Source organism: Brenneria roseae subsp. roseae (assembly GCF_003115845.1).
Lineage (GTDB): Bacteria > Pseudomonadota > Gammaproteobacteria > Enterobacterales > Enterobacteriaceae > Brenneria > Brenneria roseae.
Window position 1 is genome coordinate 176,254 of record NZ_KZ819022.1, and the last position, 24,354, is coordinate 200,607.

Annotated in this window: 18 protein-coding genes; 5 read left to right on the forward strand and 13 right to left on the reverse strand. The window is 52.4% G+C overall.

All coding sequences use genetic code 11. From position 1 onward, the window contains the following. Nucleotides 1-77: 77 nt before the first annotated feature. Both dsdX and dsdA read left to right on the forward strand, forming a co-directional pair. The gene (gene dsdX, locus DDT52_RS00860; protein WP_136154700.1) at nt 78-1,415 is read left to right on the forward strand and encodes a D-serine transporter DsdX; all 1,338 of its coding nucleotides are present in this window, start codon (nt 78-80) and stop codon (nt 1,413-1,415) included. A 17-nt stretch (nt 1,416-1,432) separates the two neighbouring features. Then, nucleotides 1,433-2,767: a D-serine ammonia-lyase gene (dsdA, locus tag DDT52_RS00865; RefSeq protein ID WP_136154701.1), complete on the forward strand. Its 1,335-nt coding sequence runs from the start codon at nt 1,433-1,435 to the stop codon at nt 2,765-2,767. A gap of 102 nt (nt 2,768-2,869) precedes the next feature. Here dsdA and DDT52_RS00870 read toward each other — a convergent pair whose 3' ends face one another. The 6 genes from DDT52_RS00870 to DDT52_RS00895 form a co-directional block, all read right to left on the reverse strand. Continuing rightward, nucleotides 2,870-3,214, reverse strand: coding sequence for a PTS sugar transporter subunit IIB (locus DDT52_RS00870; RefSeq protein ID WP_136154702.1), 345 nt, complete (start codon nt 3,212-3,214; stop codon nt 2,870-2,872). 74 nt (nt 3,215-3,288) lie between these two features. Continuing rightward, a complete protein-coding gene (locus DDT52_RS00875; RefSeq protein WP_136154703.1) occupies nt 3,289-5,358 on the reverse strand; it encodes a beta-galactosidase in 2,070 nt (689 codons plus the stop codon). A 138-nt stretch (nt 5,359-5,496) separates the two neighbouring features. Further along, a complete protein-coding gene (locus DDT52_RS00880; protein ID WP_136154704.1) occupies nt 5,497-6,720 on the reverse strand; it encodes a glycoside hydrolase family 53 protein in 1,224 nt (407 codons plus the stop codon). 37 nt (nt 6,721-6,757) lie between these two features. After that, nucleotides 6,758-7,606: a sugar ABC transporter permease gene (locus DDT52_RS00885; RefSeq protein ID WP_136154705.1), complete on the reverse strand. Its 849-nt coding sequence runs from the start codon at nt 7,604-7,606 to the stop codon at nt 6,758-6,760. A 12-nt stretch (nt 7,607-7,618) separates the two neighbouring features. Continuing rightward, nucleotides 7,619-8,923 (reverse strand): carbohydrate ABC transporter permease, encoded by a 1,305-nt coding sequence (locus DDT52_RS00890; RefSeq protein WP_136154706.1) that lies wholly within the window; start codon nt 8,921-8,923, stop codon nt 7,619-7,621. 81 nt (nt 8,924-9,004) lie between these two features. Next, on the reverse strand, nt 9,005-10,237 hold the full coding sequence (locus DDT52_RS00895) for an extracellular solute-binding protein (protein WP_136154707.1): 1,233 nt from the start codon (nt 10,235-10,237) through the stop codon (nt 9,005-9,007). 599 nt (nt 10,238-10,836) lie between these two features. Between DDT52_RS00895 and DDT52_RS00900 the strand changes: the two genes are divergently transcribed. Then, a complete protein-coding gene (locus tag DDT52_RS00900; protein ID WP_136154708.1) occupies nt 10,837-11,928 on the forward strand; it encodes an ABC transporter ATP-binding protein in 1,092 nt (363 codons plus the stop codon). Between the two features lie 169 nt (nt 11,929-12,097). Here DDT52_RS00900 and DDT52_RS00905 read toward each other — a convergent pair whose 3' ends face one another. Further along, nucleotides 12,098-13,420, reverse strand: a complete 1,323-nt coding sequence (locus tag DDT52_RS00905; protein ID WP_136154709.1) for a maltoporin — start codon at nt 13,418-13,420, stop codon at nt 12,098-12,100. A gap of 507 nt (nt 13,421-13,927) precedes the next feature. Then, nucleotides 13,928-14,953: an HTH-type transcriptional regulator GalR gene (gene galR, locus DDT52_RS00910; RefSeq protein ID WP_109055121.1), complete on the reverse strand. Its 1,026-nt coding sequence runs from the start codon at nt 14,951-14,953 to the stop codon at nt 13,928-13,930. Nucleotides 14,954-15,573: 620 nt separating this feature from the next. Between galR and galT the strand changes: the two genes are divergently transcribed. Then, nucleotides 15,574-16,614, forward strand: a complete 1,041-nt coding sequence (gene galT, locus DDT52_RS00915) for a galactose-1-phosphate uridylyltransferase (RefSeq protein WP_136154710.1) — start codon at nt 15,574-15,576, stop codon at nt 16,612-16,614. Nucleotides 16,615-16,623: 9 nt separating this feature from the next. Next, nucleotides 16,624-17,787, forward strand: a complete 1,164-nt coding sequence (gene galK / locus DDT52_RS00920; protein ID WP_136154711.1) for a galactokinase — start codon at nt 16,624-16,626, stop codon at nt 17,785-17,787. A 128-nt stretch (nt 17,788-17,915) separates the two neighbouring features. Here galK and mgtE read toward each other — a convergent pair whose 3' ends face one another. The 5 genes from mgtE to ppk1 form a co-directional block, all read right to left on the reverse strand. After that, a complete protein-coding gene (gene mgtE, locus DDT52_RS00925) occupies nt 17,916-19,340 on the reverse strand; it encodes a magnesium transporter (protein WP_136154712.1) in 1,425 nt (474 codons plus the stop codon). 410 nt (nt 19,341-19,750) lie between these two features. After that, nucleotides 19,751-19,972 carry a YfgG family protein gene (locus tag DDT52_RS00930; RefSeq protein ID WP_136154713.1) on the reverse strand — a complete coding sequence of 74 codons (222 nt, stop codon included), beginning with the start codon at nt 19,970-19,972 and terminating at the stop codon, nt 19,751-19,753. A 208-nt stretch (nt 19,973-20,180) separates the two neighbouring features. After that, a complete protein-coding gene (locus DDT52_RS00935) occupies nt 20,181-20,369 on the reverse strand; it encodes a YjfB family protein (protein ID WP_109055126.1) in 189 nt (62 codons plus the stop codon). Between the two features lie 194 nt (nt 20,370-20,563). Continuing rightward, nucleotides 20,564-22,102 (reverse strand): exopolyphosphatase, encoded by a 1,539-nt coding sequence (gene ppx / locus DDT52_RS00940; RefSeq protein ID WP_136154714.1) that lies wholly within the window; start codon nt 22,100-22,102, stop codon nt 20,564-20,566. Continuing rightward, nucleotides 22,102-24,174, reverse strand: a complete 2,073-nt coding sequence (gene ppk1 / locus DDT52_RS00945) for a polyphosphate kinase 1 (RefSeq protein ID WP_136154715.1) — start codon at nt 24,172-24,174, stop codon at nt 22,102-22,104. Before ppk1 ends, ppx begins: the two co-directional genes overlap by 1 nt. Nucleotides 24,175-24,354: the final 180 nt, after the last annotated feature.

Below are 24,354 nucleotides of genomic sequence, written 5' to 3' on the forward strand. Positions count from 1 at the left end.
CGTATTTTTGATCGTTTGTCAGCTCTGTCAACTTCTTATCCAATAGCAGGGTAAATTCAACATGGCTGAGAACAGATATGAACGAACAAATCTGGGTAGTCTGTACCTTATTAACAAGCATAATCATCATCATATTGACTATCGTTAAATTCAAAGTGCACCCTTTCCTGGCGCTGCTGCTGGCCAGTTTCTATGTTGGCGCGCTGATGGGGATGAACCCGCTGGACATGGTAAACGCCATTGAAGGCGGGATCGGCGGAACGCTCGGGTTTCTTGCCGCCGTTATTGGTCTGGGGACGATTCTGGGCAAGATGATGGAAGTTTCCGGCGCGGCGGAGCGTATCGGTATTACGTTGCAAAAGTGCCGCTGGCTGTCGCCGGACGTCATCATGGTGCTGGTGGGATTGATCTGCGGTATTACCCTGTTCGTGGAGGTTGGGGTCGTGCTGTTGATTCCGCTGGCATTCTCCATTGCCAAAAAGACCCATACTTCACTGCTGAAACTGGCCATCCCGCTGTGTACCGCGCTGATGGCCGTTCACTGCGTGGTGCCTCCCCATCCGGCGGCGCTGTATGTCACCAATAAACTGGGCGCGGATATTGGCTCGGTGATCGTTTATGGCCTGCTCGTCGGGCTGGTTGCTTCACTGATCGGCGGCCCGCTGTTCCTCAAGTTTCTCGGTAACCGTCTGCCATTTAAAACCGTGCCCGCGGCGTTTTCAGAACTGGAGGTGCGCCGGGAAGAGGATCTGCCCTCGCTGGGCGCCACGTTGTTCACCGTACTGCTGCCGATTGTGCTGATGCTGATCAAAACCGCAGCGGAACTGAACATGGAAAAAGGTTCTGCGCTGTACAACTTCCTGGAGTTTATCGGTAATCCCATCACGGCCATGTTTATCGCCGCGTTTGTCGCCTATTACGTGCTGGGCATTCGCCGGAATATGGGGATGAGTACGCTGCTGACCAAAACGGAAGACTGCTTCTCCTCCATCGCCAATATTCTGCTGATTATCGGGGCGGGCGGCGCGTTTAACGGCATCCTCAAAGCGAGCGGATTGGCCGATACGCTGGCGGCGGTGCTGTCGAATATGCACATGCACCCGATTCTGCTGGCGTGGCTGGTCGCCATCATTCTGCACGCCGCCGTGGGCTCCGCCACGGTGGCGATGATGGGGGCGACCGCCATTGTCGCGCCGGTGTTGCCTCTGTATCCAGACATCAGCCCGGAGATCATTACGTTGGCTATCGGCTCCGGCGCCATCGGTTGTACCATCGTGACGGATTCCCTGTTCTGGCTGGTGAAGCAGTATTGCGGCGCGACGTTGAGTGAGACATTCAGGTATTACACCGTGGCGACCTTTATTGCCTCGTTGATTGCGCTGGGCGCGACCTTCCTGCTTTCTTATGTTGTGTGATCAAGAAGAGAAAAGTGATGAACAAGACCGAAATTGAAAAACTCGTTGTGCAATATCCATTGGTGCAGCGCCTCATCGATTTAGACGCTGTCACCTGGTTTAACCCCAACGTAACATCGCTGGAACAAGGGCTGCCCTATGTCGGACTGACGGCAGAGGATGTTGCCGATGCGGAAGCCCGTTTGCAGCGCTTTGCTCCTTTTCTATGCCTGGCTTTTCCGGAAACGGCCAGAACGATGGGCATCATTGAGTCCGAGGTGGTGGCCATTCCGGCGATGCAGAAAGCGCTGGAGCAGCGCTACCAGCAGACGATCGCCGGTCAGGTATGGTTGAAAAAAGATAGCCACCTGCCAATTTCCGGCTCTATCAAGGCGCGGGGGGGAATTTATGAAGTCCTGGCCCATGCGGAAAAACTGGCGTTGGACGCAGGCATGCTCAGTCTGGAGGATGATTACCGCATTCTCTGTTCCGACAAATTTCGCCGGTTTTTCAGTCAGTACAGCATTGCGGTGGGCTCTACCGGCAATCTGGGGATGTCGATTGGCATCATGAGCGCTAAATTGGGCTTCAGCGTCAGCGTACACATGTCTGCCGACGCCCGCGCCTGGAAAAAGCAAAAGCTGCGCGATAATGGCGTGAATGTGGTGGAGTACGCCGAAGATTATGGCGTTGCCGTGGCGCAGGGACGAAAAGAGGCGGAGTCTGATCCCCACTGCTTTTTCATCGACGATGAAAATTCGCGCACGCTGTTTCTGGGGTATGCCGTAGCCGGAAACCGCCTGCGTCGGCAGTTTGAACAGATGAATTTGCAGGTTGATGAGCAGCACCCGCTGTTTGTCTATCTGCCGTGCGGCGTGGGCGGGGGGCCCGGCGGCGTGGCGTTTGGCCTGAAGCTGGCGTTCGGCGATTGCGTACACTGTATTTTTGCTGAGCCGACCCATTCGCCCTGTATGCTGTTAGGCGTTCATACCGGGCTGCATGATGGGATCTCGGTACAGGATATCGGTATTGATAATCTGACGGCGGCAGACGGGCTGGCCGTGGGCCGCGCCTCCGGCTTCGTCGGACGGGCGATGGAGCGCCTGCTGGACGGGTTTTATACCCTGAGCGATCGGGAAATGTATGAGCTGCTTGGCCTGCTTGATGACTGTGAAGGCATTCAACTGGAACCCTCCGCGCTGGCCGGCATGGCCGGTCCGCTGCGGGTGTGTGCGGATACGGCGTACCAACATCGTATGGGGATGGACGCTGGCATGATGCAGCGGGCGACGCATCTGGTCTGGGCGACCGGCGGCGGTATGGTGCCGCCCGACGAAATGGCGAAATATCTGGCGGCGGCCCGGCAGGCCTGATGCGGCGGCGCACCGCGGTTACGCGTGTCGCTGCACGGAGATAGACGGTAAACACATCCTGAATCGCAGATGCGATTCAGGATGAACGCCAGCGACGCGCGGTCAGCGCGGGTCAGGGGTATTGAGTTCGAATAGCGTCGCCAGTTCGTGTCGCAGATTATCGGACTGTTTACCGAAGATCGCCTGTACCTGATGGCCGACAATAATGACCCCCAGTGCGCCAAGTTTTTGCAGATGAGCGCTGTTGACCAACCGCAGACTGTGTACCTCGACACGCAGACGGGTAATGCAGGCATCCAGACTGACAATATTCTCTTTGCCGCCGAACGCACTGACCAACTGCTGTAGATTCTCTTCATCCATTGGCGATGCGATCTCGATTTCCGATAGTTGCTTCTTGCCAAGCATTGATGTGAACAATTTCTTGAATTTGTGGATTTTCCCCATCGTCGTCACCTTCTTTGGTTTGGCTGACCAATTCTAACGTTGGTCAGCATCTTGAAAGCCATTGGATATGCCGTTTAGCCTGCCGCGCTGACGGCACGACGCAGTACCCGGCAGCCGTATCCCTGAATGGTGATATCCCCGGATAAGGATTCGCCGGTGGTCATTTCCTCATAGGTCGCCGGTAGTACGATGCGCTGCGCGTGTCCCATATAGTTCTGCACGAAAATAAACTCGCTTTCACCATCGCTGCGGCGCTGGGCCGTCACCCCTGATGGCAGTGAGGTCGGCAGCGCCTGTGGCAGCTTCAGCTCTTGTATCAGCGTCGTGAAAAAATCGCGCTGGAAGGTCAGATCATTACGGGAAGCGATGTAGTACGCTTTGCCATGACCGTAGTCGTTCACCGTGACGGCCGGACGTCCGGCATAAAAATCACTGTTGTAATGCGCCAGGGCGCGGGCGCCTTCCAGATGGATAATCTCACACAGATGCGTGACCGTATAAGGCCCCTGCAACTGATGGTCATTCTGCGCCAACCCGCTGATGCTGTTGCTTTCATGATCGTACAGACTGTCAATTTCCTCAGCCCAGATGCCCATAATAGGGCGTAGCGGTCCGGGGAAGCCGCCAAGGTGGCAGAGATCGGTTTCATTCACGATCCCTGACCAGTAGGTTGTGACGAAACGCCCGCCTTTCTGCACAAAGCTATCGACGCGTTCGGCAAATCCATCACGCACCATATATAGCATCGGCGCGATAACCAGTTGATAAGCGGTGAGATCGGCGTCGGCATTGATCACATCCACGGCCACACCCTGTTCCCAGAACGGCCGGTAATGCTCGGTGACGGTTTTTTCATAGAACAGACCGGCGTTACGCGGGCCCTGAGCATTATCCATTGCCCAGCGGCTTTCCCAGTCAAAAACGATCGCGACGTTGGCTTCGACCCGGCTTCCTGCGACTGGAGCAAGTTTCGTCAGTATTTCGCCCAGCGCCTGTACCTCCCGCCCTACTCGCGTGTCGATGTGACCCACATGGTCGACCACTGCGCCGTGAAATTTCTCAACCGATCCCCGGCTTTTGCGCCATTGGAAATACTGTACGGAGTCGGAACCGTGGGCGACGGCCTGAAGTGAAGACAGAATATGCATGCCGGGTTTCTTCAACTTGCTGATAGGCTGCCAGTTGGTCATGCTGGGCGTAGATTCCATCAGATAGAAGGGTTTTCCGCCTTTCAACGTACGCATCAGGTCGTGATACATCGCGATATAAGCGCCCAGCGTGCAATCATCTTCTTCCTTATGCCATAGCGGATAACTGTCCCAGGAGATGAAATCGATCGCTTTTGCTAATTGCCAGTAATCATAATCATAGAAATATTCCATGAAATTGGTGGTGGTTGGCAATGACGGGTTTTCCGCTTTCAGCGGCTGAATTTCAGCGGCGCAGAAATCGGTGACTTGTGCGGTATTGAAACGTTTCCAGTCCAGATTCAGGCCGTGGATAGACATTTCCCCTACAGGAGAGGGCGGTTCGATCTGTGACCAGTCGGTATAGATATGGCTCCAGAATGAACTCCACCAGGCTTTATTCAGCGCCTCCAGCGTGCCGTAGCGTGATTTCAGCCAGTGTCGGAATGCATTCTGACAAAAATGGCAGTGACATTCCCCGCTGTATTCATTGGAAATATGCCAGCCAATCACCGCAGGATGATGAGAATAACGTTGAGCCAGTTTCGTATTGATTTGCCGAACTTTCTCTCGGTAAACCGGCGAGGTCAGGCAGTGATTGTGACGACCACCGTGCAGGGCCCGCATCTGATCGCTCCCCACCCGCAACACTTCGGGATATTTCCCGGACAACCATGCCGGGCGCGCGCCGCTCGGCGTAGCCAGAAAGACGAAAATACCGTTGGCGTACAAGCGATCCAGGATGTTATCCAGCCAGCCAAACTGATACCGTCCCTCTTGCGGCTCCAGCGCGGACCAGCTGAAAATGCCGACTGACATAACGTTGCACTGGGTTTGCTTCATCATCTCAATGTCGTTGGCCAGGACTTCAGGGCTATCCAGCCATTGATCCGGGTTGTAATCGGCGCCGTGCAGCAGAACGGGAACCTTGCTGCTGAGTGGGGGAAACTTGAACATCTCGTTCTCCTATAGGATAAAACATTGCCGGTACGGACTGACTATCCGGCAGATCGATGACAATCCCTTCCACCGCCGTCCTCTCCGGGGCGATGGAGGTCTGCGAGTGAAGCAAATCAGGACAGAATCAGAGGGCCATCAATGCTGGTTAAATACTTTGATTGACGGCAGCACGTTGCCCTGACAGTTGAACAGCGCCTGATTTTCCCGGGCGTTGCCTTCCTTCCATTCATCCTTGTTGTATTTCATACCGGCTTTGGTCGCCCAGGTGGCGCCAGGCGTCGGCAGCCAGATCGGTTCCCAGTAAAATACGCCTTTGCCACGATGGTCCGGCACGTTGATAACGCTTTGCATCAGGTCGTGAAGATAGTCTGCCTGACCTTGTACGGACGCCGGGTAGCCGCCTGCATCCAGCTCTTTCTGCTGGAAGCTGTTTTCCGCGTTGTCGCAGTTTTCCAGCGTGTAGGCGTAAGCGGCCTCAACAACGATGATGTCTTTGTTGTAGCGCTTGGTAACGTCATTCATGTTGTATTGCAGCGCGCTGATCGGACCGTTCCAGTAGGTGTAGAACGACGCGCCGATGATATCGAACGGAACGTTGCGTTTGGTAATTTCATCAAACCACCAGATAAAGGTGTCGTTTTTGGTGCCTTCCGCCAGATGCAACATGATCTTGACGTTATCGTCCGCGCCCTGCGCGTCTTTGACGCCCTGAATCCCGGCTTTCAACAGCGTCGCCAGGCGATCAAATTCACCGCCGCCCTGGCCCCAGCTTTTACCTTCCGGCCACAGCATACCGCCGTTCAGTTCGTTACCCACCTGCACCATATCCGGCATCACGCCGGCTTTCCTGAATTCGCTGATAGTGGTTTTGGTGTAATCGTGAACTGCTGCCGTCAACTGCTCCATGTTCAGGCTGTCCCAGGCTTTGGGCTTATTCTGATGGGCCGGATCGGTCCAGAAATCACTGTAGTGGAAATCCAGCAGCAGCTTCATGCCGTTGGCTTTGGCGCGTTTGGCCAGCGCCAGTGTGGTAGCCAAATCGTTGTTACCGCCGCCGTAGGCGTTACCTGCCGCATCTTTCGGATCGTTCCAGATGCGCAGACGGATAGTGTTAATCCCGTTTTCTTTCAGGATCAGTATGGCGTCTTTTTGCCTGCCCTGTTCGTCATAGAACTTGCCGCCATGCTTTTCCACTTCATGCAGCATGGAGATATCCGCGCCTTTGATAAAATCGGCAGGGACGTTCAGCAGCTTATTGATGGTGACATTTTCCGCCGCGTGCAGCGTTTGCGGCAGGGAGAAGGACAACAGGCCGGTCGCGAGCATGGCGGCCATCAGTACGCGTTTTTTCATTTTCATTTTGACGTTCCTGGAATGTATACAGATGTTGATGTCGTTATCCTTTGGTTCCGCCCGAGGTCAGGCCAGAAACAAAATACTTTTGCAAAGAGAGATAAAGAATGGCGACGGGCACGGCAATCAATACGGCCCCGGCCGCGTAAGTGGTGTAGCTGGCCCCCATCTTTTGCGCGACCAGGTTGTACAACCCGATCGGCAGCGTGAACTGATCCGGGGTGCGTAAAATGGTGCTCGCCAGAATGAAATCCCCCAGCGGACCGGTGAAGGAAAACAGGGCGATAACCGCAATGATCGGCTTCGACAACGGCATGATAATTTCGATGAAGATGCGGAAATTACCGGCTCCATCCATTCTGGCCGACTCATCCAGATCCTTGGGAATGGCATCCAGATAACCTTTCATCAGATAGGTATTCATTGGGATCATGCCGCCGACATACACCAGCACCAGGGCGATATGGCTGTTAACCAGTCCCAGCATTTGCGCCAGTACAAAGATGGCGATTAGCGCGGAGAACTGCGGGATCATCTGCAACAGCAGGAACAACATCAGCCCGTTCTGACGTCCGCGAAAGCGAAAACGGGAGAACGAGTAGGCGGTAAAGCTGACGCTGATCAGGGTTAGAATCATGGTCAGCAGGCTGATTTTCATCGAGTTCCAATACCAGGACGCATAATCGATTTGCCCGTTAAACAGCTCCTGATAATGAATAAATGAAAAATTCTCCGGAATAATGGAGGTATTCAGCAGGCTGCTGCCAGGATTCAGGGAAGCGCCCACCGTCCAGATCAGCGGATAAATGATAATGACGGCCACCATCAGCAGCAGATAGGTCAGCCCGAGCTTGATGAAATTCTGCCTTTTTGCGCTGTGTTTCATTTTCATCGGTGTGCTTCCCTAGGCCATGTTGTCTTGTTTAAAGGAGTTGGTCGCACGGAACTGCCATAGCGCGATGCCTACCACAAAAATCGACAGCAGTATGGTGATGCTGGCGGCAATCGCGTACTGGGAAGACGACATCGTGAGTTTGTAAATCCATGAAACCAGAATATCCGTTCCGCCCGCGTTGGAGCCGATGACCGCCGGCCCACCGTTATTGAACAGATAGATGATGTTGAAGTTGTTAAAATTGAACGTGTACTGCGTGATGATGATCGGGGCAATGGAGTAAAGCACCAGCGGCAAGGTAATCGTCGTCAGCTTGTACCAACTGCTTGCTCCGTCAATGGTGGCGGCTTCATAGAGATCGTCGGGAATCGCTTGCAGAACGCCGGTCGTCATGGCGAATACGAACGGGAATCCGAGCCAGGTTTGCATCAGAATCAGCGCGGTTTTGGTCCAGAACGGATCGGTCATCCAGGCTTTGGGTTCAATGCCCCACGCCGCCAGAATCCCGTTATTGATTACCCCGAAGGTTTCGTTGAACATGCCGGCAAATACCAGGATGGTGACAAAACCCGGCACCGCCCACGGTAAAATCAGAATGGTACGAATCAACGGTTTGAAACGCAGCCCTTTCTGATTCACCAGAATGGCCAGCAGAATACCGACGGCACACTGTAATGTGGTAGCGATAAGCGTCCAGATGACCGTCCATTGCAGTACGTCAAAGAAGGTGGAACGCCACAAATCGAGCCGGAAAATATTGATAAAGTTCTTCATGCCGACCCAGTCAACCAGCTTGGCAGGCGGCGTGTGATACAGATCGTAATTGGTAAAGGCAATCGAAAAACCGAAGATGATGGGGAAAATCACCACGAACACCAGCAGGATAAAACCGGGGGTGATCATCAGGTAGGGGAAGCCTTCACTCAGCAATAACTGATACTGTTTTTTTATGCTGCTCAGCGGCAGACCGTTATCCCGTCTGGCGCCGCAAGCATAGGCATCACGCAGGCTATAGTAGTAAACACCGATGCCGAAGGCGGCAACGATCAGGCTGATAATCCCTTTCGCCAGCAAAAAAATGGAGTGATCGCGTGGCAGTTCTGTACCCAGCGTAATTAATCCCCAGGTGCCTTCCCGTAAAAAGTCATGAAATACGCTGATGAAGCAGACGATGACAACGGAAAAAAAAGCGCCTTTAACAAACTGGCGGTTATAAATTTGCCCGAGTCCGGGGATCAGCCCCAGCAAGAGCGCGAGTCTTGCATGGCGACTGCCACCTTCATGTTGCGCAAGGCCGCGAGTATTGACGATCACACTATACCTCCTGTCTATCAAGAACATGGGTAAACGCCAAACGCCGGGTTTACCCATGCTCACCAACCATGATGCGATGGCTTATTGGTTACTGTGGTTGGCTTCGATCTGCATGTTTATGGTTTTCACGGCGGATTCCAGCGCGGCCTTGGTATCTTGTTTGCCCGTCACGCTCAGTTGCAGGGCGCTGTTGGCGGGTGTCCAGACTTCCTGCATCTCTGGCACGCTCGGCATCGGTACGGCATAACCGGACTGAATCGCAACGGCGCGTGCTTTTTCATCATTCTTGATGAGAGGATCGTCAACCAGTGCGGTGATTGGCGGGATTTCACCCGTCATCTGGAAGCGAATTTTGGCGTATTCAGGCTGGTTGATGAACTCGATAAACTTCTGCGCCAGCGCTTTGTTTTTGGAGTAGGTGGAGATGCTGTAGCCTTTTACGCCCAACAGAGAACGTGGGTGCTCGCCGTTAGGCAGCAATGGCAGCGGGGCGACGCCATAGTTAACGCCCGCATTTTTATAAGGCTGGAATGCCCAGGGACCGGTAATGACCGCCGCGGCTTTTTTCTCGGTAAACAGGGAGTCGATGGCGTTGGCGCCGGTTTCACCGACAATGCCCGGCGGGAACAGACCATCGGCATAGAATTTCTTGATGTAGTTAACCGCATCGATAGTGGCTTTTTTATCCAGGCCAATGTCTTTGACGTTCGGCGAACCATTGCTGTTCTGGCCGAAAATGTAGCCGCCCATGCCGGCGATCACGCCATAGGCGTAATAGATTTCATCGAATTTTGCCAGCAGACCGTAACGGCCTTCAGATCGTTGCTGTGCGGAGAAGGTAAACAGGTCGTCAAATTTTTCCGGCGGCTGCGGCATTAAATCTTTGTTGTATACCAGTACGATGGTTTCCACCGCTTTAGGAATGCCATACAGCTTGCCATTGTAGGTTTGTGCCTCCAATGCGGGTTTGGTAAAGCTGGCGAGGTAAGTCGGGTCGGGGTTCAGTTCAGTTATCAGCCCTTGTACCACTGCCGTACCGATTTGATCGTGGGGCATAACAAAGACGTCAGGACCGATGCCTGCCGGGCCATCGAGACGGAGTTTTTCAATCTGCTGCGCATAAGGGGATTCCAGCACTTTGATTTTGACATTGTTCTGTGCTTCAAAGGCCTTAATTGCATCGGCAATCCCGTCGGATTTTTTTATGTCTTCCCATACCAGGAGTTCCTGCTCGGCGGATAAGGCCGATTTGCTGAAAATTCCTGTGATACCCAGTGATATCATCATGACGGTCGTCAATGTTTTCATTTTCATTATTAATCCTCGCGCTGTTGTTAGGCATAAATCATGTCAGGCAAAAATCATGGTAAGGAAATCCTCGCTTACCTTCCTTCACACCGACGCTGGCTATTTCATTGTAACGTTACATAAAACACCTGATTACGACGGATTAGGCGGTAAACTCTGCTTCCGGCATATATCAATAGAGCCGATCGGCTTTTTGCTGCGTGATGCTGAATCGAACGAAGGGATCCAGTAATCGATTAATTAATAAGAGATTCACGCATATTGCTGCCAGCTGTGTCGCCTCGGTTATCCGCTTTCCTTGCAGAAAGAGAAACGTCATAAAATAGGGTAACGGTTACACCGGCGACGATTACATTAAGCAGAGTGCGCCACGTCTGCCAGTGAAACATGTAAAGGCTGTGATCTTATGCACAAAAGTAACCCCCTGTTTGTGCAAACGGTTACACCATGCTGTTATATTGATGCCATGACCAGAATATAGCGGCGTTTTACCCGACGTTATCGCATTACAGTGTGATGGCGAAGCCAGGTTGCACAGGGAAAGATCTGGCGGTTTTATTCAACGCCTGAGCTATGAAAATCAAAATTATCAAGAGGTTATTGTTATGGCGGCGATCCAGCTGGCGAGAGTTAGTAAGCATTTTGGTAAGAATGTGACGCTTCACGATATCAACCTGGCGATTGCCGATGGGGAATTCGCCGTTTTCGTTGGGCCTTCTGGATGTGGTAAGTCAACGCTGCTGAGAATGATTGCCGGACTGGAAGATGTCACCGGTGGTGAGATCATGATTGATGATACCGTGGTCAACGATGTGACACCGTCGCATCGTGGTGTCGCCATGGTGTTTCAGTCCTATGCGCTGTACCCACATATGACCGTCGCTGAAAACATGGGATATGGGTTACGCGTCAATGGCGTACCGAAAGATCAGATTAAACACCAGATCGACATGGTGGCGAAGACGTTGCAACTCTCTCATCTGCTGGAGCGTAAGCCGAAAGAGCTATCCGGCGGGCAGCGGCAGCGTGTCGCGATTGGTCGCGCCATTGTGCGCAACCCTAAGGTCTTCTTGTTTGATGAGCCGCTCTCGAACCTGGATGCCGAGCTGCGTGTCGACATGCGTTTACATATTGCCAGGCTGCATCAGGAACTGAAGACGACCATGATCTACGTGACGCACGATCAGGTTGAAGCGATGACGTTGGCCGATAAAATCGTTGTGATGAATTACGGTAAAGTTGAACAGGTTGGCTCGCCGATGGAGCTTTACTATCGGCCGGTTAACCAGTTTGTGGCGGGCTTCATCGGTTCGCCGAAAATGAATTTTCTGCCCGCTCAGGTAACCGCCTGGACGTCCGATATGCTTAGCGTCAATGTCGCGGAACGGTTGGATCTTGAGCTTCCGATTCGAACCCGCGAACTGGTGGCCGGCGACACGGTGACGCTGGGGCTGCGTCCTGAGCACGTAATGCCGCAGGGGGAGGGGATTCGCCTTGCTTTTGGTTGTGAGGTCGTTGAGCGTTTGGGAAACAGCACCTATTTGTTCGGACAGTGCTGTGGCATCGATAACTTCAAACTTCTGTTAGCAGGGGACAGCGATTTTAAACCGTATCAGAATATTGACGTATTCTTCTCACCGGGCAACTGTCTGGTGTTCGACGAAGCGGGACTGCGCATTAACGAAACCAGACTGTAACTTACGCTGAAAATTTACGATTTGCGGTGTAACTGTTCCACGCCGGCGCGCTAAAAACGCGCCGGCGTGTTGCTAAGCAGGGCGACAAAGGAGTACGGGGTGCTATCTTGTGGGGAAATAAAAGCTCAGCGGCAAAATGCCGCTGAGCTTTGTTTTATCTGGGGGTTTATTACCACCAGGCTTCGGCCTGGATACCGAAATTCATGGTGTTGTTGCGTGTACCGTCATTGAAGGAGCGGCCTTCGCCATCTTTCAGATAAGAGACATAGAAGCGCAGTTCAGGACGGGTCAACATCGGAATGTCTGCGGTGAGCGCCTGGGCAATCGTATACTTCTGGCCGCTGTATTTATCTTTGTCACCACTGGTCCATGTTTCGGATTCATGGAACGTCCCCACTTCCAGATAAGTTTTATGGTTCTTGTTCCAGGCATATTGGCCACGGGCGACAGCAGAGAAAAGCTCTCGTTCATCACTCCAGCGGCTGGTTTTCTCGGCTTTGCCGTAGGTTAATACATGGCTGATGGCCACACGATCGCCCAGTGGCAAATCGCCGGTCTGGATCACACGGTAACCCGTCGCGCTGGTGTTGTTGTTCCAGACGTCATACCAGCCTCCCCCTTGCGACACCATGTTTTGCGCCATACCTTTATCGGCATATTGCAATACCAGCTTCTGGTTGGTGTTCAACCCAGAGAAATAGTGTCCGACTTCAGCCGTCAGCATAATGCCGTTTTTGACGTCATAGGGGGCGTCGTTGGCTCGGAGGATATTTTTTTGTACATCTCGTTCATTGGGCATGGCATAAGTGACGCCGAACTCTGTCCAGGCGCCGTTCCATGGCTTCCAGCCGGCATAACGGGCATCAAGGAAGTTGATGTTGAGATCGTCATATTTGTCTCTTTCACTCTGATCGTTCACGCAGTTCGGATCGGTATTGCCTGCGCAAATGCCGGTCAGGTCAACATCCATATTTTCGCCGTCGCCGCGTATCCAGGCAAAGGAGAATGCGCCTTCACCCGCCTTGATATTCTCGATGCCCGCGCCGGCACCTGAAATGTTGTAATATTTAGTATCAATGATATGGATATCACGGCGCTGATAATAACGTTTACCGGCCCAGATAGTGGCTTCGGGAAACGCGGTAATAAAGCCTGTGGCTTGCAGGTTGAACTGGCGCAGGCCAAATTCCGTATCATCATTTTTCGTGGTTTCGTTATCGTTGGAACCATCCGATGACATCGATATCATGCTGTCAACGTAAAACGTTTTACCGTCTTCATTGTATAATTGCTGCCCCAGCCCAATTTCTGCATAGGTATCGCCTTCATTACCCAAACGGCCAAGTTTGCTTTGGTTGCCCGTTTGCTCTTTCCCATCATTGGAAACGCCAACGCCTGATCTAAAGTAACCAGAAAAATCAACTGCATAGGCGTTTGCTGCGGTGAGCGCGATGGCAAGAGCGACAGAAGTCGTCAGTATTTTCTCTTTCATGGAAATTCCTTTCTATTTTCACAGATAACCGTGAATTACGTTGTCAGTGTGTGATCTTTTAGGGTAATCGGTTTCACTAAATGGCGAGGGGATTATGGGGTAATAAAATGACTCGTGACATGATTACACTCACAAAATACAAAATAGTTACACTGCTTTTTACAATGCTTAACGTTGGGTTAATTTGATTTAATGCTGCATAATAATGATTATTCGGGGTTAATTTTCTATCTTTGCGGTGTAATCAGTTTTATGTTTCGTCAGAGATATAAAATTCAGCATTTAAATTTATTTGCCGGTTTGTTGTTTTACCGATCGGTGCGGCAGAGAATGAGTGAAACAAGGCACTGAGGAGTGAGAACGCCTACTTTGTTACCTGCAAGGCGTGGTGACCGATGTGATGACGGCGGAGTAAAGGGAATTGCAGGGCGCGCCGTTTGGCGCTCTGGGTGGCGGTTCCCCTCAGGGACGATTTGTCCTGCGGGAGAACCGGATGCGGCGGTGCCGTCAACCGTTCGACGGCGATTTCTTTTGCGGCGGCGCGCTGACGGAATGGCGACGAACCAATGTCGGACTGAACATGTTGGTGGTTTCTTTGAGTGGCGTGCCATGAGACAGCGCAATGGCCAGCTCCGCTGCGTGTATTGCCATCGCTGAAACCGGATAATGTATGGTGGTTAACCGCGGGCGCAGATAACGGGCGATCAGAACATCATCAAACCCCACCACGGACATATCCTGCGGCACGTTAATGCTATTATCACTCAGCACCGACAGGGCGCCGGCCGCCATGGAGTCGTTGTAACACACCACGGCCGTCATATTGCCGCCGCGGCTGAGCAACTCGGTCATCGCCGATTCTCCGCCCAGTTCATCCGGCGATGCCCGGGCAATCAGGCGTTCATCCAGTTCAATACCATGCTCCTGTAAGGCATCAATATAGCCTTGCAGACGGTCGAATGAGTCGGAAATCTGGTGGTTCGAGCAGAGGAAACCGATTTTCTGATGCCCTTCCTGAATCAGATGACGGGTGGACAGCCAGGAACCGTAACGGTCATCCAGCGCGACGCAGCGGGTTTCGTAACCCGGCAGCGTGCGGTTGATCAACACCATATCCGGTATATGGCTCATCAACGTCGCCAGTTCCTGATCGGAAATCATTTTGGCGTGTACCACCAGTCCGGCACAGCGATGCCGAATCAGCTGTTCGATCGCTTTTTTTTCCTGTTCGGCGTTGTGATAGCCATTGCCGATGAGCAGAAACTTTCCTGTTTGCTGAGCGATCTGTTCCACGGATTTGACCATGGTGCCGAAGAAAGGATCGGAAACATCCGCGACCACAATGCCAAGCGTTTCCGCACTTTGGTGGGCAAGCGCGCGGGCATTGGCGTTTGGATGATACTGTAACTCAGCCATTGCCTTATGCACGGCTTCCCGTGAAGCGCTGCTGGCTTTTGGGGAATTGTTGATAACCCGCGAGACCGTTGCAACGGATACACCTGATAGACGAGCGACATCCTTTATTGTTGCCATTGAGCATTCCTGAGCAGTGAAATGCGTTGTCGTGTGACATAAATACCAGAGGGTTTTTATGTTTTATATACCTTTCTTTCCTGAAGCGGCGGCATTGTTGGCTGCGCTTGCCCATGTGAACCACTTATCCGGGTAAGTGTATCGGGACTCGCTCGAGCCATCTTGCTGCATGTCGCTCCAATAACTTCAGGTATAGCCTAACGCACAGATTATGAGAAAAAACAGGTGGCTTATGCTTATAAATGTACAGGTTTTCTATTGATGTTACCTATTCGCCACCTTCCTTGCGGTACCCAGACCGTGCTTATGTGATCTGTATCAACAATCATTTCCAACTTGTCTCTTCCCAAACGGTATTCCGAGGTTTAAATTTAGGGTAACCGATTACACTTAAACGATAAGTCAACAGGCCTTATTGCGCCGGATTTAATGATATGAGCATGATTATTGCTTATTTTTTCGTGAAACTGATTACATCTTTAGGTCTGAACGGCTTTGCGCTGTGAATTTATCTGATGTATCTCCCAGACAAAAGGCGGTGGCGTGGCGCATCCTGTTGACGACTGAACAGATATCGCGCGGCCGTACAGAGTTTATGTCTTGTTTTGAGGAATGATCTTATGCTGTTTGAACCAACTGAACACCCGCATCGCCGTTTTAATCCGCTGAAAGGCGAGTGGGTGCTGGTGTCGCCGCATCGGGCCAAACGTCCATGGCAAGGACAGCAGGACGAGCCCGATCGTAGTACGCGACCGTCTCACGATCCGAGCTGCTATCTGTGCGCGGGTAACACACGGATCACCGGCGATATTAATCCGCAATATCAGGGAACGTTTGTTTTCACGAATGATTTTTCGGCCCTGATGGAAGATACCCCGGCCGTACCCGTGCGCGATGATCCGCTGTTTCGTATTGAGCGCGCCCGAGGCGTCAGCCGTGTGATCTGTTTCTCGCCCGATCACGGTAAAAGCCTGCCAGAGCTTGCGCTGCCTGCGCTGAGAGGCGTGATCGACACCTGGAGCCAGCAGACGTCGGAGTTGGGGAAACGCTATTCATGGATTCAGGTCTTTGAAAACAAAGGTGCGATGATGGGGTGTTCTAACCCGCATCCGCACGGGCAGATATGGGCCAACGATTTTTTACCGAACGAAGCACGGCGTGAAGATCGGCATCAGCGTGATTACTTTGCTCAATATGGTGCGCCGTTGCTGCTGGATTATGTTCAGCGCGAGCTGGCGGAGGGAACGCGTCTGGTCGTGGAAACGGAACACTGGCTGGCCGTTGTCCCTTATTGGGCCTCCTGGCCGTTTGAAACGCTGCTGCTGCCTAAGTTTGCCGTACAGCGGTTACCACAGCTGAACGATGCCCAGCGGGACGATTTGGCCGTTGCGCTGAAAAAATTGACCAGCCGTTACGATAACCTGTTTCAGTGTTCATTCCCTTATTCGATGGGATGGCATGGGGCGCCGTTCAATGGCGAAGATAACACCCACTGGCAGCTTCATGCCCACTTTTATCCCCCATTATTACGCTCTGCCAGCGTGCGCAAGTTTATGGTCGGCTACGAGATGCTGGCTGAAGCGCAGCGCGATCTGACGGCAGAACAGGCTGCTGAACGCCTGCGCGGCGTGAGTGATATTCATTTCCATGAGCAAATTTGAGGTCATTTTATGAGCCGTATCGATTCTCTGCGACAGTCTGCCGAGTCCGTCTTTGTCCATGTGTTCGGCTATGCGCCGGATGCCAATATTCAGGCGCCCGGCCGGGTGAACCTGATCGGGGAACATACCGACTATAACGACGGTTTTGTGTTGCCCTGTGCTATCGACTATCAGACGGTCATCAGCGCTGCCGTGCGGCAGGACAGCATGGTACGGGTCGTGGCGGTAAACAGCGATAGCCAGCAGGACGAGTTCGATCTTACCCGCGACATTGAACGTCATCCGGAATACACCTGGGCCAACTATGTGCGGGGAACCGTCAAGTTCCTGCAAGCGCGCGGGCTGTCGCTCAGCGGTATGGATATGGTGATTTCAGGGAATGTGCCGTCGGGGGCCGGACTGAGTTCTTCCGCCTCGCTGGAGGTGGCGATCGGTCAGACATTCAAGACACTGAATAACCTGAGTGTGAGCCAATTAGATCTGGCACTGACGGGACAGCAGGCAGAGAACGATTTTGTGGGCTGTAGCTGCGGTATCATGGATCAGTTTATTTCCGCTCAGGGGCAGGCGGGTCATGCGCTGTTGATCGATTGCCGTTCTCTGGAAGGTCGTGCCGTGCGGATGTTGGCTGGCGTGGACGTGCTGATTGTTAATTCCAATGTTCGCCGCGGGCTGGTGGACAGTGAGTACAACACGCGCCGCCAGCAGTGCGAAGCGGCGGCTCGTCATTTTGGCGTCAAAGCGCTGCGCGATCTTTCTCTGCCGCAGTTTGAAGCGGGGGCGGGAGGGCTCGATCCGCTGGTAGCCCGCCGCGCCCGGCATGTTATCACGGAAAATAGCCGCACGCTGGAAGCCGCCGATGCACTGGCGCGTCAGGATGCGGAACGGCTGTTTACGCTGATGGCGGAATCACATGTTTCTATGCGTGATGATTTTGAAATCACCGTGCCACAGATTGATACGCTGGTTGAGCTGATTAAGGAGCACGTCGGCGGGCGCGGGGGCGTAAGGATGACCGGCGGCGGCTTTGGCGGTTGCATCGTCGCGCTGATCCCGTCGGCGCTGACGAACGACGTTATTCAGGTGATTGAACGCGAATATCCCGTTCGCACCGGCTTAACCCCCTCGATATATCTGTGCCAGCCGTCAGATGGGGCCGGGCGGCTGAATTGAGACTAAGAACGGATTTAGATGCGCTTTTCGGCCTAAGCTATTACCTTTCCTCCCTCCCTGAGAAGAAGGGGAGGAGGAAACCTGAAACATGGGTCATCAACCTGCGTTTTGCAACGGCCATACCGCATTCACGGTAATAAAAATAGGGTCGCCAGCCCCAGAAAAATAAAAAATCCGCCGGTATCGGTGATGGCCGTAATCATCACGCTGGAGCCCACCGCAGGGTCGCGCCCGAGAGCGACCATCGATAGCGGGATCAATACGCCCATCAGCGCCGCCAGCAACAGATTAAGCAAGATGGCCAGCATCATGACTCCGCCCATTGCCATATTGCCATACAGCGCATAGGTCACCAGCCCCATAATGGAGCCCCATATCACGCCGTTGACCAGCGCCACCCCTAACTCTTTCAGCAACAGGTAAGATTTTTTGCCGTGCTCCAACTGGTGTAGCGCCAGCGCCCGTACAATCATGGTGATGGTCTGATTACCGGTGTTGCCTCCGATACCGGCAACAATGGGCATCAGCGTCGCCAGCGCCACCAGATGGGCGAGCGTATCTTCAAACAGACCGATGACGCGTGAGGCGACCAGTGCGGTGCAGAGATTGATGGCCAGCCATGCCCAACGGTTACGCACCGCTTTATAGACCGGGGCGTACACATCTTCGGATGGGGTTAACCCGCCCGAACGACGCAGATGGCTGTCACTTTCTTTATTCACGACATCCATAATATCTTCGACCGTCAGGCGTCCCATCAGCTTGCCTTTGCTATCGACGACGGCGGTGGAGATCAGGTTGTAACGCTCAAATGCGCCCGATGCCTCTTCGAGTCGCTCTTCAGGCTGGAACATCAGCGGATGGGTTTCCATGACCGTCGCAACCGGCGTTTTGGGCGGGTGCAGTAAAATATCCGCCAGAGAGAGCTCGCCAATCAGCGTATTTTTTCTATCGGTGACGAACAGTTTATCGGTGGAGTCTGGGATGGTTTTACGGTAACGCAGGTAACGCTGAACCGCGGCCAGCGTGACATCGGCACGGATGGTGATGAGTTTGAAATCCATCAGATAGCCGATGCAATCTTCGTCGTAGTTAATCGCTTCCCGTAGCTGTGCCCGCTGCCTGGCCTCCAGCGTGGTCAATATTCTCCCCAGCAGGCTGCGAGGCAGGCGACGCGACAGCTGTGCCTGTTCATCCACATCCAGTATGCGCACCGCTCTCAGGATTTCTTTATCCTTCATGTCCTTGATCAGGTCGTCAGAAATGCTGTCCGACACTTCAATCAACACGCGTCCGCGCTTTTCAATGGGGATTAGCCGCCACAGGGCCAGGCGTTCATCATGCGGCAATGATTCCAGCAGATCGGCCAGGTCGGCAGCATGCAATTCGGCGATCAACTGGCAGATTTCGGCCGTTTGATCGAGTAATTGTTTGTTTTCTTTGGCAGTAACGCGAGGCTGTCGGTTGAGAATATCTTCAACCAACTCCTTGTTTTCCAATAAGAGAAGTGAGATACGACGCCGCTGGGCGCTCAGTTTTTTTACTGTCGACATGGGTGATTTCCGCTCTATGTTTGGCGTTCCTGATCTGATTTTTATTTCCGTTATTCTGTTTCCGACTGAAATGCAGGCGTGTAACGGTGAGCGAGTGCCCCTGTAAAAGTCCGTTCATGAATAAACGTAGCGCAAAATCAGAGAATTAAGAATAGCGATATAATGTTTCAGCCTGATGGTTTATGGATCGCTAAGTACGAATAGGCGTTTGGGATCGCTTAAGTTGACAAGAAAAAAATGCGCTGGCGACGCATGCGCCATGCGGCCGTTTTTTTATGTTTTATATTCAGAGTTCGGTGTACAAAACCGTAGGCCGTGGATATTCCTGGATGAATAATGTAACAAAGCGAGGGCGTCTCAGCGTCCTTATAAAAAATCAGAACATAAAATGGGTCAGATAAGGTTTGGCGCTATTCTTTCTTATTAATTAGCACATTATCTGCGGCAGGGGCGAGGGATTGTTCAACACGCTGTTGTTGTTTGTCCTGATGATAGACAAATGCGCTGACGGTGGAGTAGGCGAAACGACCTAAAAGAATGAAAAAACTGATGAGTAACACGGCACGAGCAATACGAGAACCACTTCGTCGAGGGCGTATTGATAATTGTCGTTTATGGGTAAGCGTGGACATTACCGGTAAATCTCCAATGGAAGCGAATATTCGCTGTTTTTCATTTAGGCACAAGCGCAGGGATAGGTCAATCTGCCTGAACAAAAAAGATCGCGTTCGATCTTCTTTTCGCACATTCGGTAAAAGAGAATTTATATTTCAGGAAAGGAATAGTCTGCTTACGCTGGAAACGAAATCCCGCCCGAAAACCGGACGGGGAGGATGGATTTTACGCGGTGGTATTGATGTTGCGCCCGATTGCCGGATTAGCCGGTAACGGCGGCAATGCCTGAAGAATACCGGCAGCAACAGCCTCTTGGTTGTCGAGCGCTTTTTTCAGCACCAGCGCGCTGGCCTCACTACTGGTCTGTAGGTTACTGAGGTCGGTGGCAAGTGATGCAATCTGTGAGACATCCATTGGTACGTTCCTTACGGTGTATGAGATGGATTGATGCCCACCATGGAAAAAAGGGGGCCCCTTGTCTGCCAATGTTACATGATGTCAGCAACGGACTTTTGCCGGCCATCGTCTTGGTATCGGCTTTATTTCCGCAAACTTTACGTTAGCCTTGTCAAGCCATTCAGTATAGTTTCTGCGCCGCCGATCCTCAATCAAGCCTTTTCTTCTTCAATAATCAGTTTCCAGCCCGTCACATCCTGCCAGTACTCCTGTTCCCGCTCCAGATCGAGTTGTATCAGCGTGTTCTGAGTAAAAAAATCATGCGGGAAGATCAGCGTCCAATGATTATCGTCCGTCAGCAGTTTGAGCGTTTCCGGCGTGGTTGTCGCCTGTCGTTGATTATTCAGCAACGTCGCCAGGCGCAACAGCTGAACCATCGGCAAGTACTGTTTCTTTTTGAAGAGATTCAGGCGCGGCAACTCTTCGAGCTTGATGGCTTTACGATGCAGACGCACAATCAGCGACAGCAGGATTTGCTGTTCCTGATTGAAACCGGGCAGATTGGTGTTTTGCAGAATGTACGCTGAATGGCGATGCATGCCGCTGTGGTTAATGCCCAGTCCGACCTCATGCAGCATAGCCGCCCAGTTCAGAATGGCCTCAAGCTGCGGATGCACCAGATTGGGGTTTTGCTTGGCCCATTGCGCATACAGTTGCTCGGTCGTCTCTTTCACCCGACCGGCCTGTTCACGATCGATATTGTAATGACTGGCAAGGCTTTGCGCCGTGCGGATACGGATATCCTGATGGCGGAAGCGGCCTTCCATTTCATACAACACGCCTTCCCGCAGGGCGCCATCGGACAGGCGCAGTTCTTTGATGGCCAGCGCGTCAAATATACCGCACAGAATCGCCAGACCGGGCACCAGCACAGACTGACGATCTTCCGGCAGACCCGGCAGACTAAGCGATTTAAAGTTTTTAAACTGTAAAATCTGATCGCGCAGCATCTCCAGACGTTCCGGGGTGATCAGACCGTCTTTCTCACCCATTTCCACCAGAATTTCATGCGTTGCCTTGATCGTGCCGGACGCGCCGAGGGCATATTGCCAGCCATAAATGCGGTATTCCCAGGCCAGGGTCTCCAGCTTCTGGGCGGCGGCTAAGCGAGCGCGTTTGAAATTGGTTTCGCTGATTTCACCGTGGGGAAAGAATTGCTGCGCGAAGCTGACGCAGCCCATGCGGCGGCTTTCCACCAGCATGGGTTCAAAGTCTTCACCGATAACCAATTCGGTAGAGCCGCCGCCAATATCGATAACCAGCTTGCGTCCCTTTTCCGGCTGAGTATGTTCAACGCCCATAAAGATCAGACGAGCTTCCTCATGGCCTGAAATGATTTCAATCGGATAAGGAATGATTTCCGCGGCGCGGCGCAGGAACTCCTGCGCATTTACCGCCTGACGCAGAGCGTGCGTCCCCACAATGGAGACGTTCAGCGCTGAAAAGCCCTGTAATCGTTCGGCAAACAGCGCCAGACAGCTTAACCCCCGCTCCATGGATTCTTCACTGAGCATGTTCTTGCTATCCAGACCGTCAGCCAGATGAACCCGATGTTTCAAACGGCTGAGCACCTGAAGTGCACCGTTTACCACACGCGCCACCACCATATGAAAACTGTTGGAACCCAGATCGACAGCGGCAAATTCCTGGGGTTTCTCAACGTCTTTATCGTTGTTGTTCGTTAATGGCATTATTCAGGCTTATCTCCGGGTTGCTCAAGCGCCTTGATGTAATCATAAATGGCATTTTGCGCGCGTACTTTACGCCTGTTGCCGCGTAACACATAGCGGTTACTCAACTCTTTATCAATGATGCGGGCTTTGACGGTATCGCTGAACAGAATATCCAGGATTTCCAATACCCGATTTTTCAATATAGGGTCGAGCATTTCTACGGCCACTTCAATACGATAATCGATGTTGCGCGTCATCCAATCGGCGGAAGAGAGGTAGACTTTCTTATCCCCTCCATTGTGGAACACATATACACGGTCATGTTCCAGATAGCGATCGACAATACTGATTACCTGAATATTTTCGCTGATGCCGGGTAAATTCGGGAGCAGCGAGCACATGCCACGAACCAGCAGGTTAATCTTAACGCCCGCGGCGGAGGCCTGATACAGTCTTTCCGCCAGCCCCTTGTCAACCAGGTTGTTGACCTTGAGCGTAATCCCTGCCGCGATCCCTGACCGGGCATTGTCGATCTCTTTATCGATTAATTTATAGAGCTTGTCACGCGAGTTCTGCGGCGAAACCAGCAAGTACTCGAAGGAGACCGGACGATAAGGGTTCTCGATGAAGTTGAATACCCGGCGCACCTCGTTGGTAATTCGCTCATCGGCGGTAATCAACGAGTAGTCGGTATACAGACGGGCGGTTTTTTCGTTGAAGTTACCGGTGCCGATGTGGGCGTAACGCACAATGTTTTCTCCCTCGCGGCGCGAGATTAAAAACAGCTTGGCGTGAATTTTCAGTCCGGGCACGGAGAAAATGACGTGAACGCCCGCTTCGGTGAGCCGCTTCGCCCAGTGAATATTCGCCTCTTCATCGAAGCGCGCCTGCAATTCCACCACCACGGTGACTTTTTTGCCATTGTGCGCGGCATGGATCATTGAGGTGATGATGCGGGAATCTTTTGCCACGCGGTAAATATTGATTTTGATAGCCAGCACGCTGGGATCAAATGAGGCCTGACGCAGCAATTCCAGAATGTGCTCGAAAGTATGGTACGGATAGTAAAGCAGGACATCCCGCTCACGGATGGCATCAAAACCATTACGGAAATGAGTGAACCAATTGTGGCGCAGACGCGGCAGCGGTTTGTTGACCAGATTGGCGCGGCCCACGTTCGGGAAGCTGATGAAGTCTTTAAAGTTATGGTAGCGGCCGCCGGGGATCACTGAATCAAAGGAAGAAATTCCCAGTTTCTCTTGTAACATTGTCACCATGGCATCGGGCATATCGCGCTGATAGACAAATCTCACCGGTTCCGCCGTGAGGCGCTGCTTCAGACTGGATGACATCAGTTCCAACAGGCTGGATTCCATTTCCGTCACCAGATCGTACTCCGCATCACGCGTCATTTTCATGGAGTAAGCGTTCAAGGCGTCGTAATCGAAAAAGCCTTTGAAAATGTCATCCAGACAGTAGCGCAGGATGTTATCGATCAGAATCATGGTTTTTCGACGGCGAGGCGCTTCCGCCGGCAGATTGACGAAACGCGGTACTTTGTCTGAAGGAATTTCCAGCAGAGCATAATTAATCCGATCGCCGCGGATGATTTCGACCGCAAGATAGGTGTAGTCGTCTTTCAGGAACTGCACCAGATTGGTGTCGTGCTGGATCAGTATCGGGGTGATATGCGGGCGCAGGTATTGTCTGAAATACTCTCTTAACCACTCTTGCTGATTTGGGGAAACCTGACGCTCGTTGACCAGGAAAATCTGGTTTCGCGCCATTTCGAGCAATAGCTCGTTGTAAAGGTTGTCGAATATCTGGTCTGTTTTCAGTACGCGCGCCTGAATTTTCCCCAGAAGGTGGCGTAGATTACCGTCCGATCCCTGTTCTTCGTTAATCAGAATTCGTCTTTTCAGATCGGCAAAACGGACTTTGTAAAACTCATCAAGATTGTTGGAGTAAATGCCAAGAAAGCGCATGCGCTCGATCAATGGGTTGCTTTTATCCGCCGCTTCCTGAAGTACGCGTTCATTAAAGGACAACCAACTTAACTCTTTCTCAATGTAGAGTTTGCCCTGACTCATTGTCACTCCATTCAATTTAGTATGCCGAGATCTATCCAATTATTCCCACCCAGTAGATTTCAAGGTGCAATGACGATGGCTGCCCGTCCATACGCCGGCGGCGGTGCTCCGAAGGCCTGGTTAATCTGATGATCGGAAGCCAACACCACTGTAACCTGAAAGATGAAGGGTGTAACAACA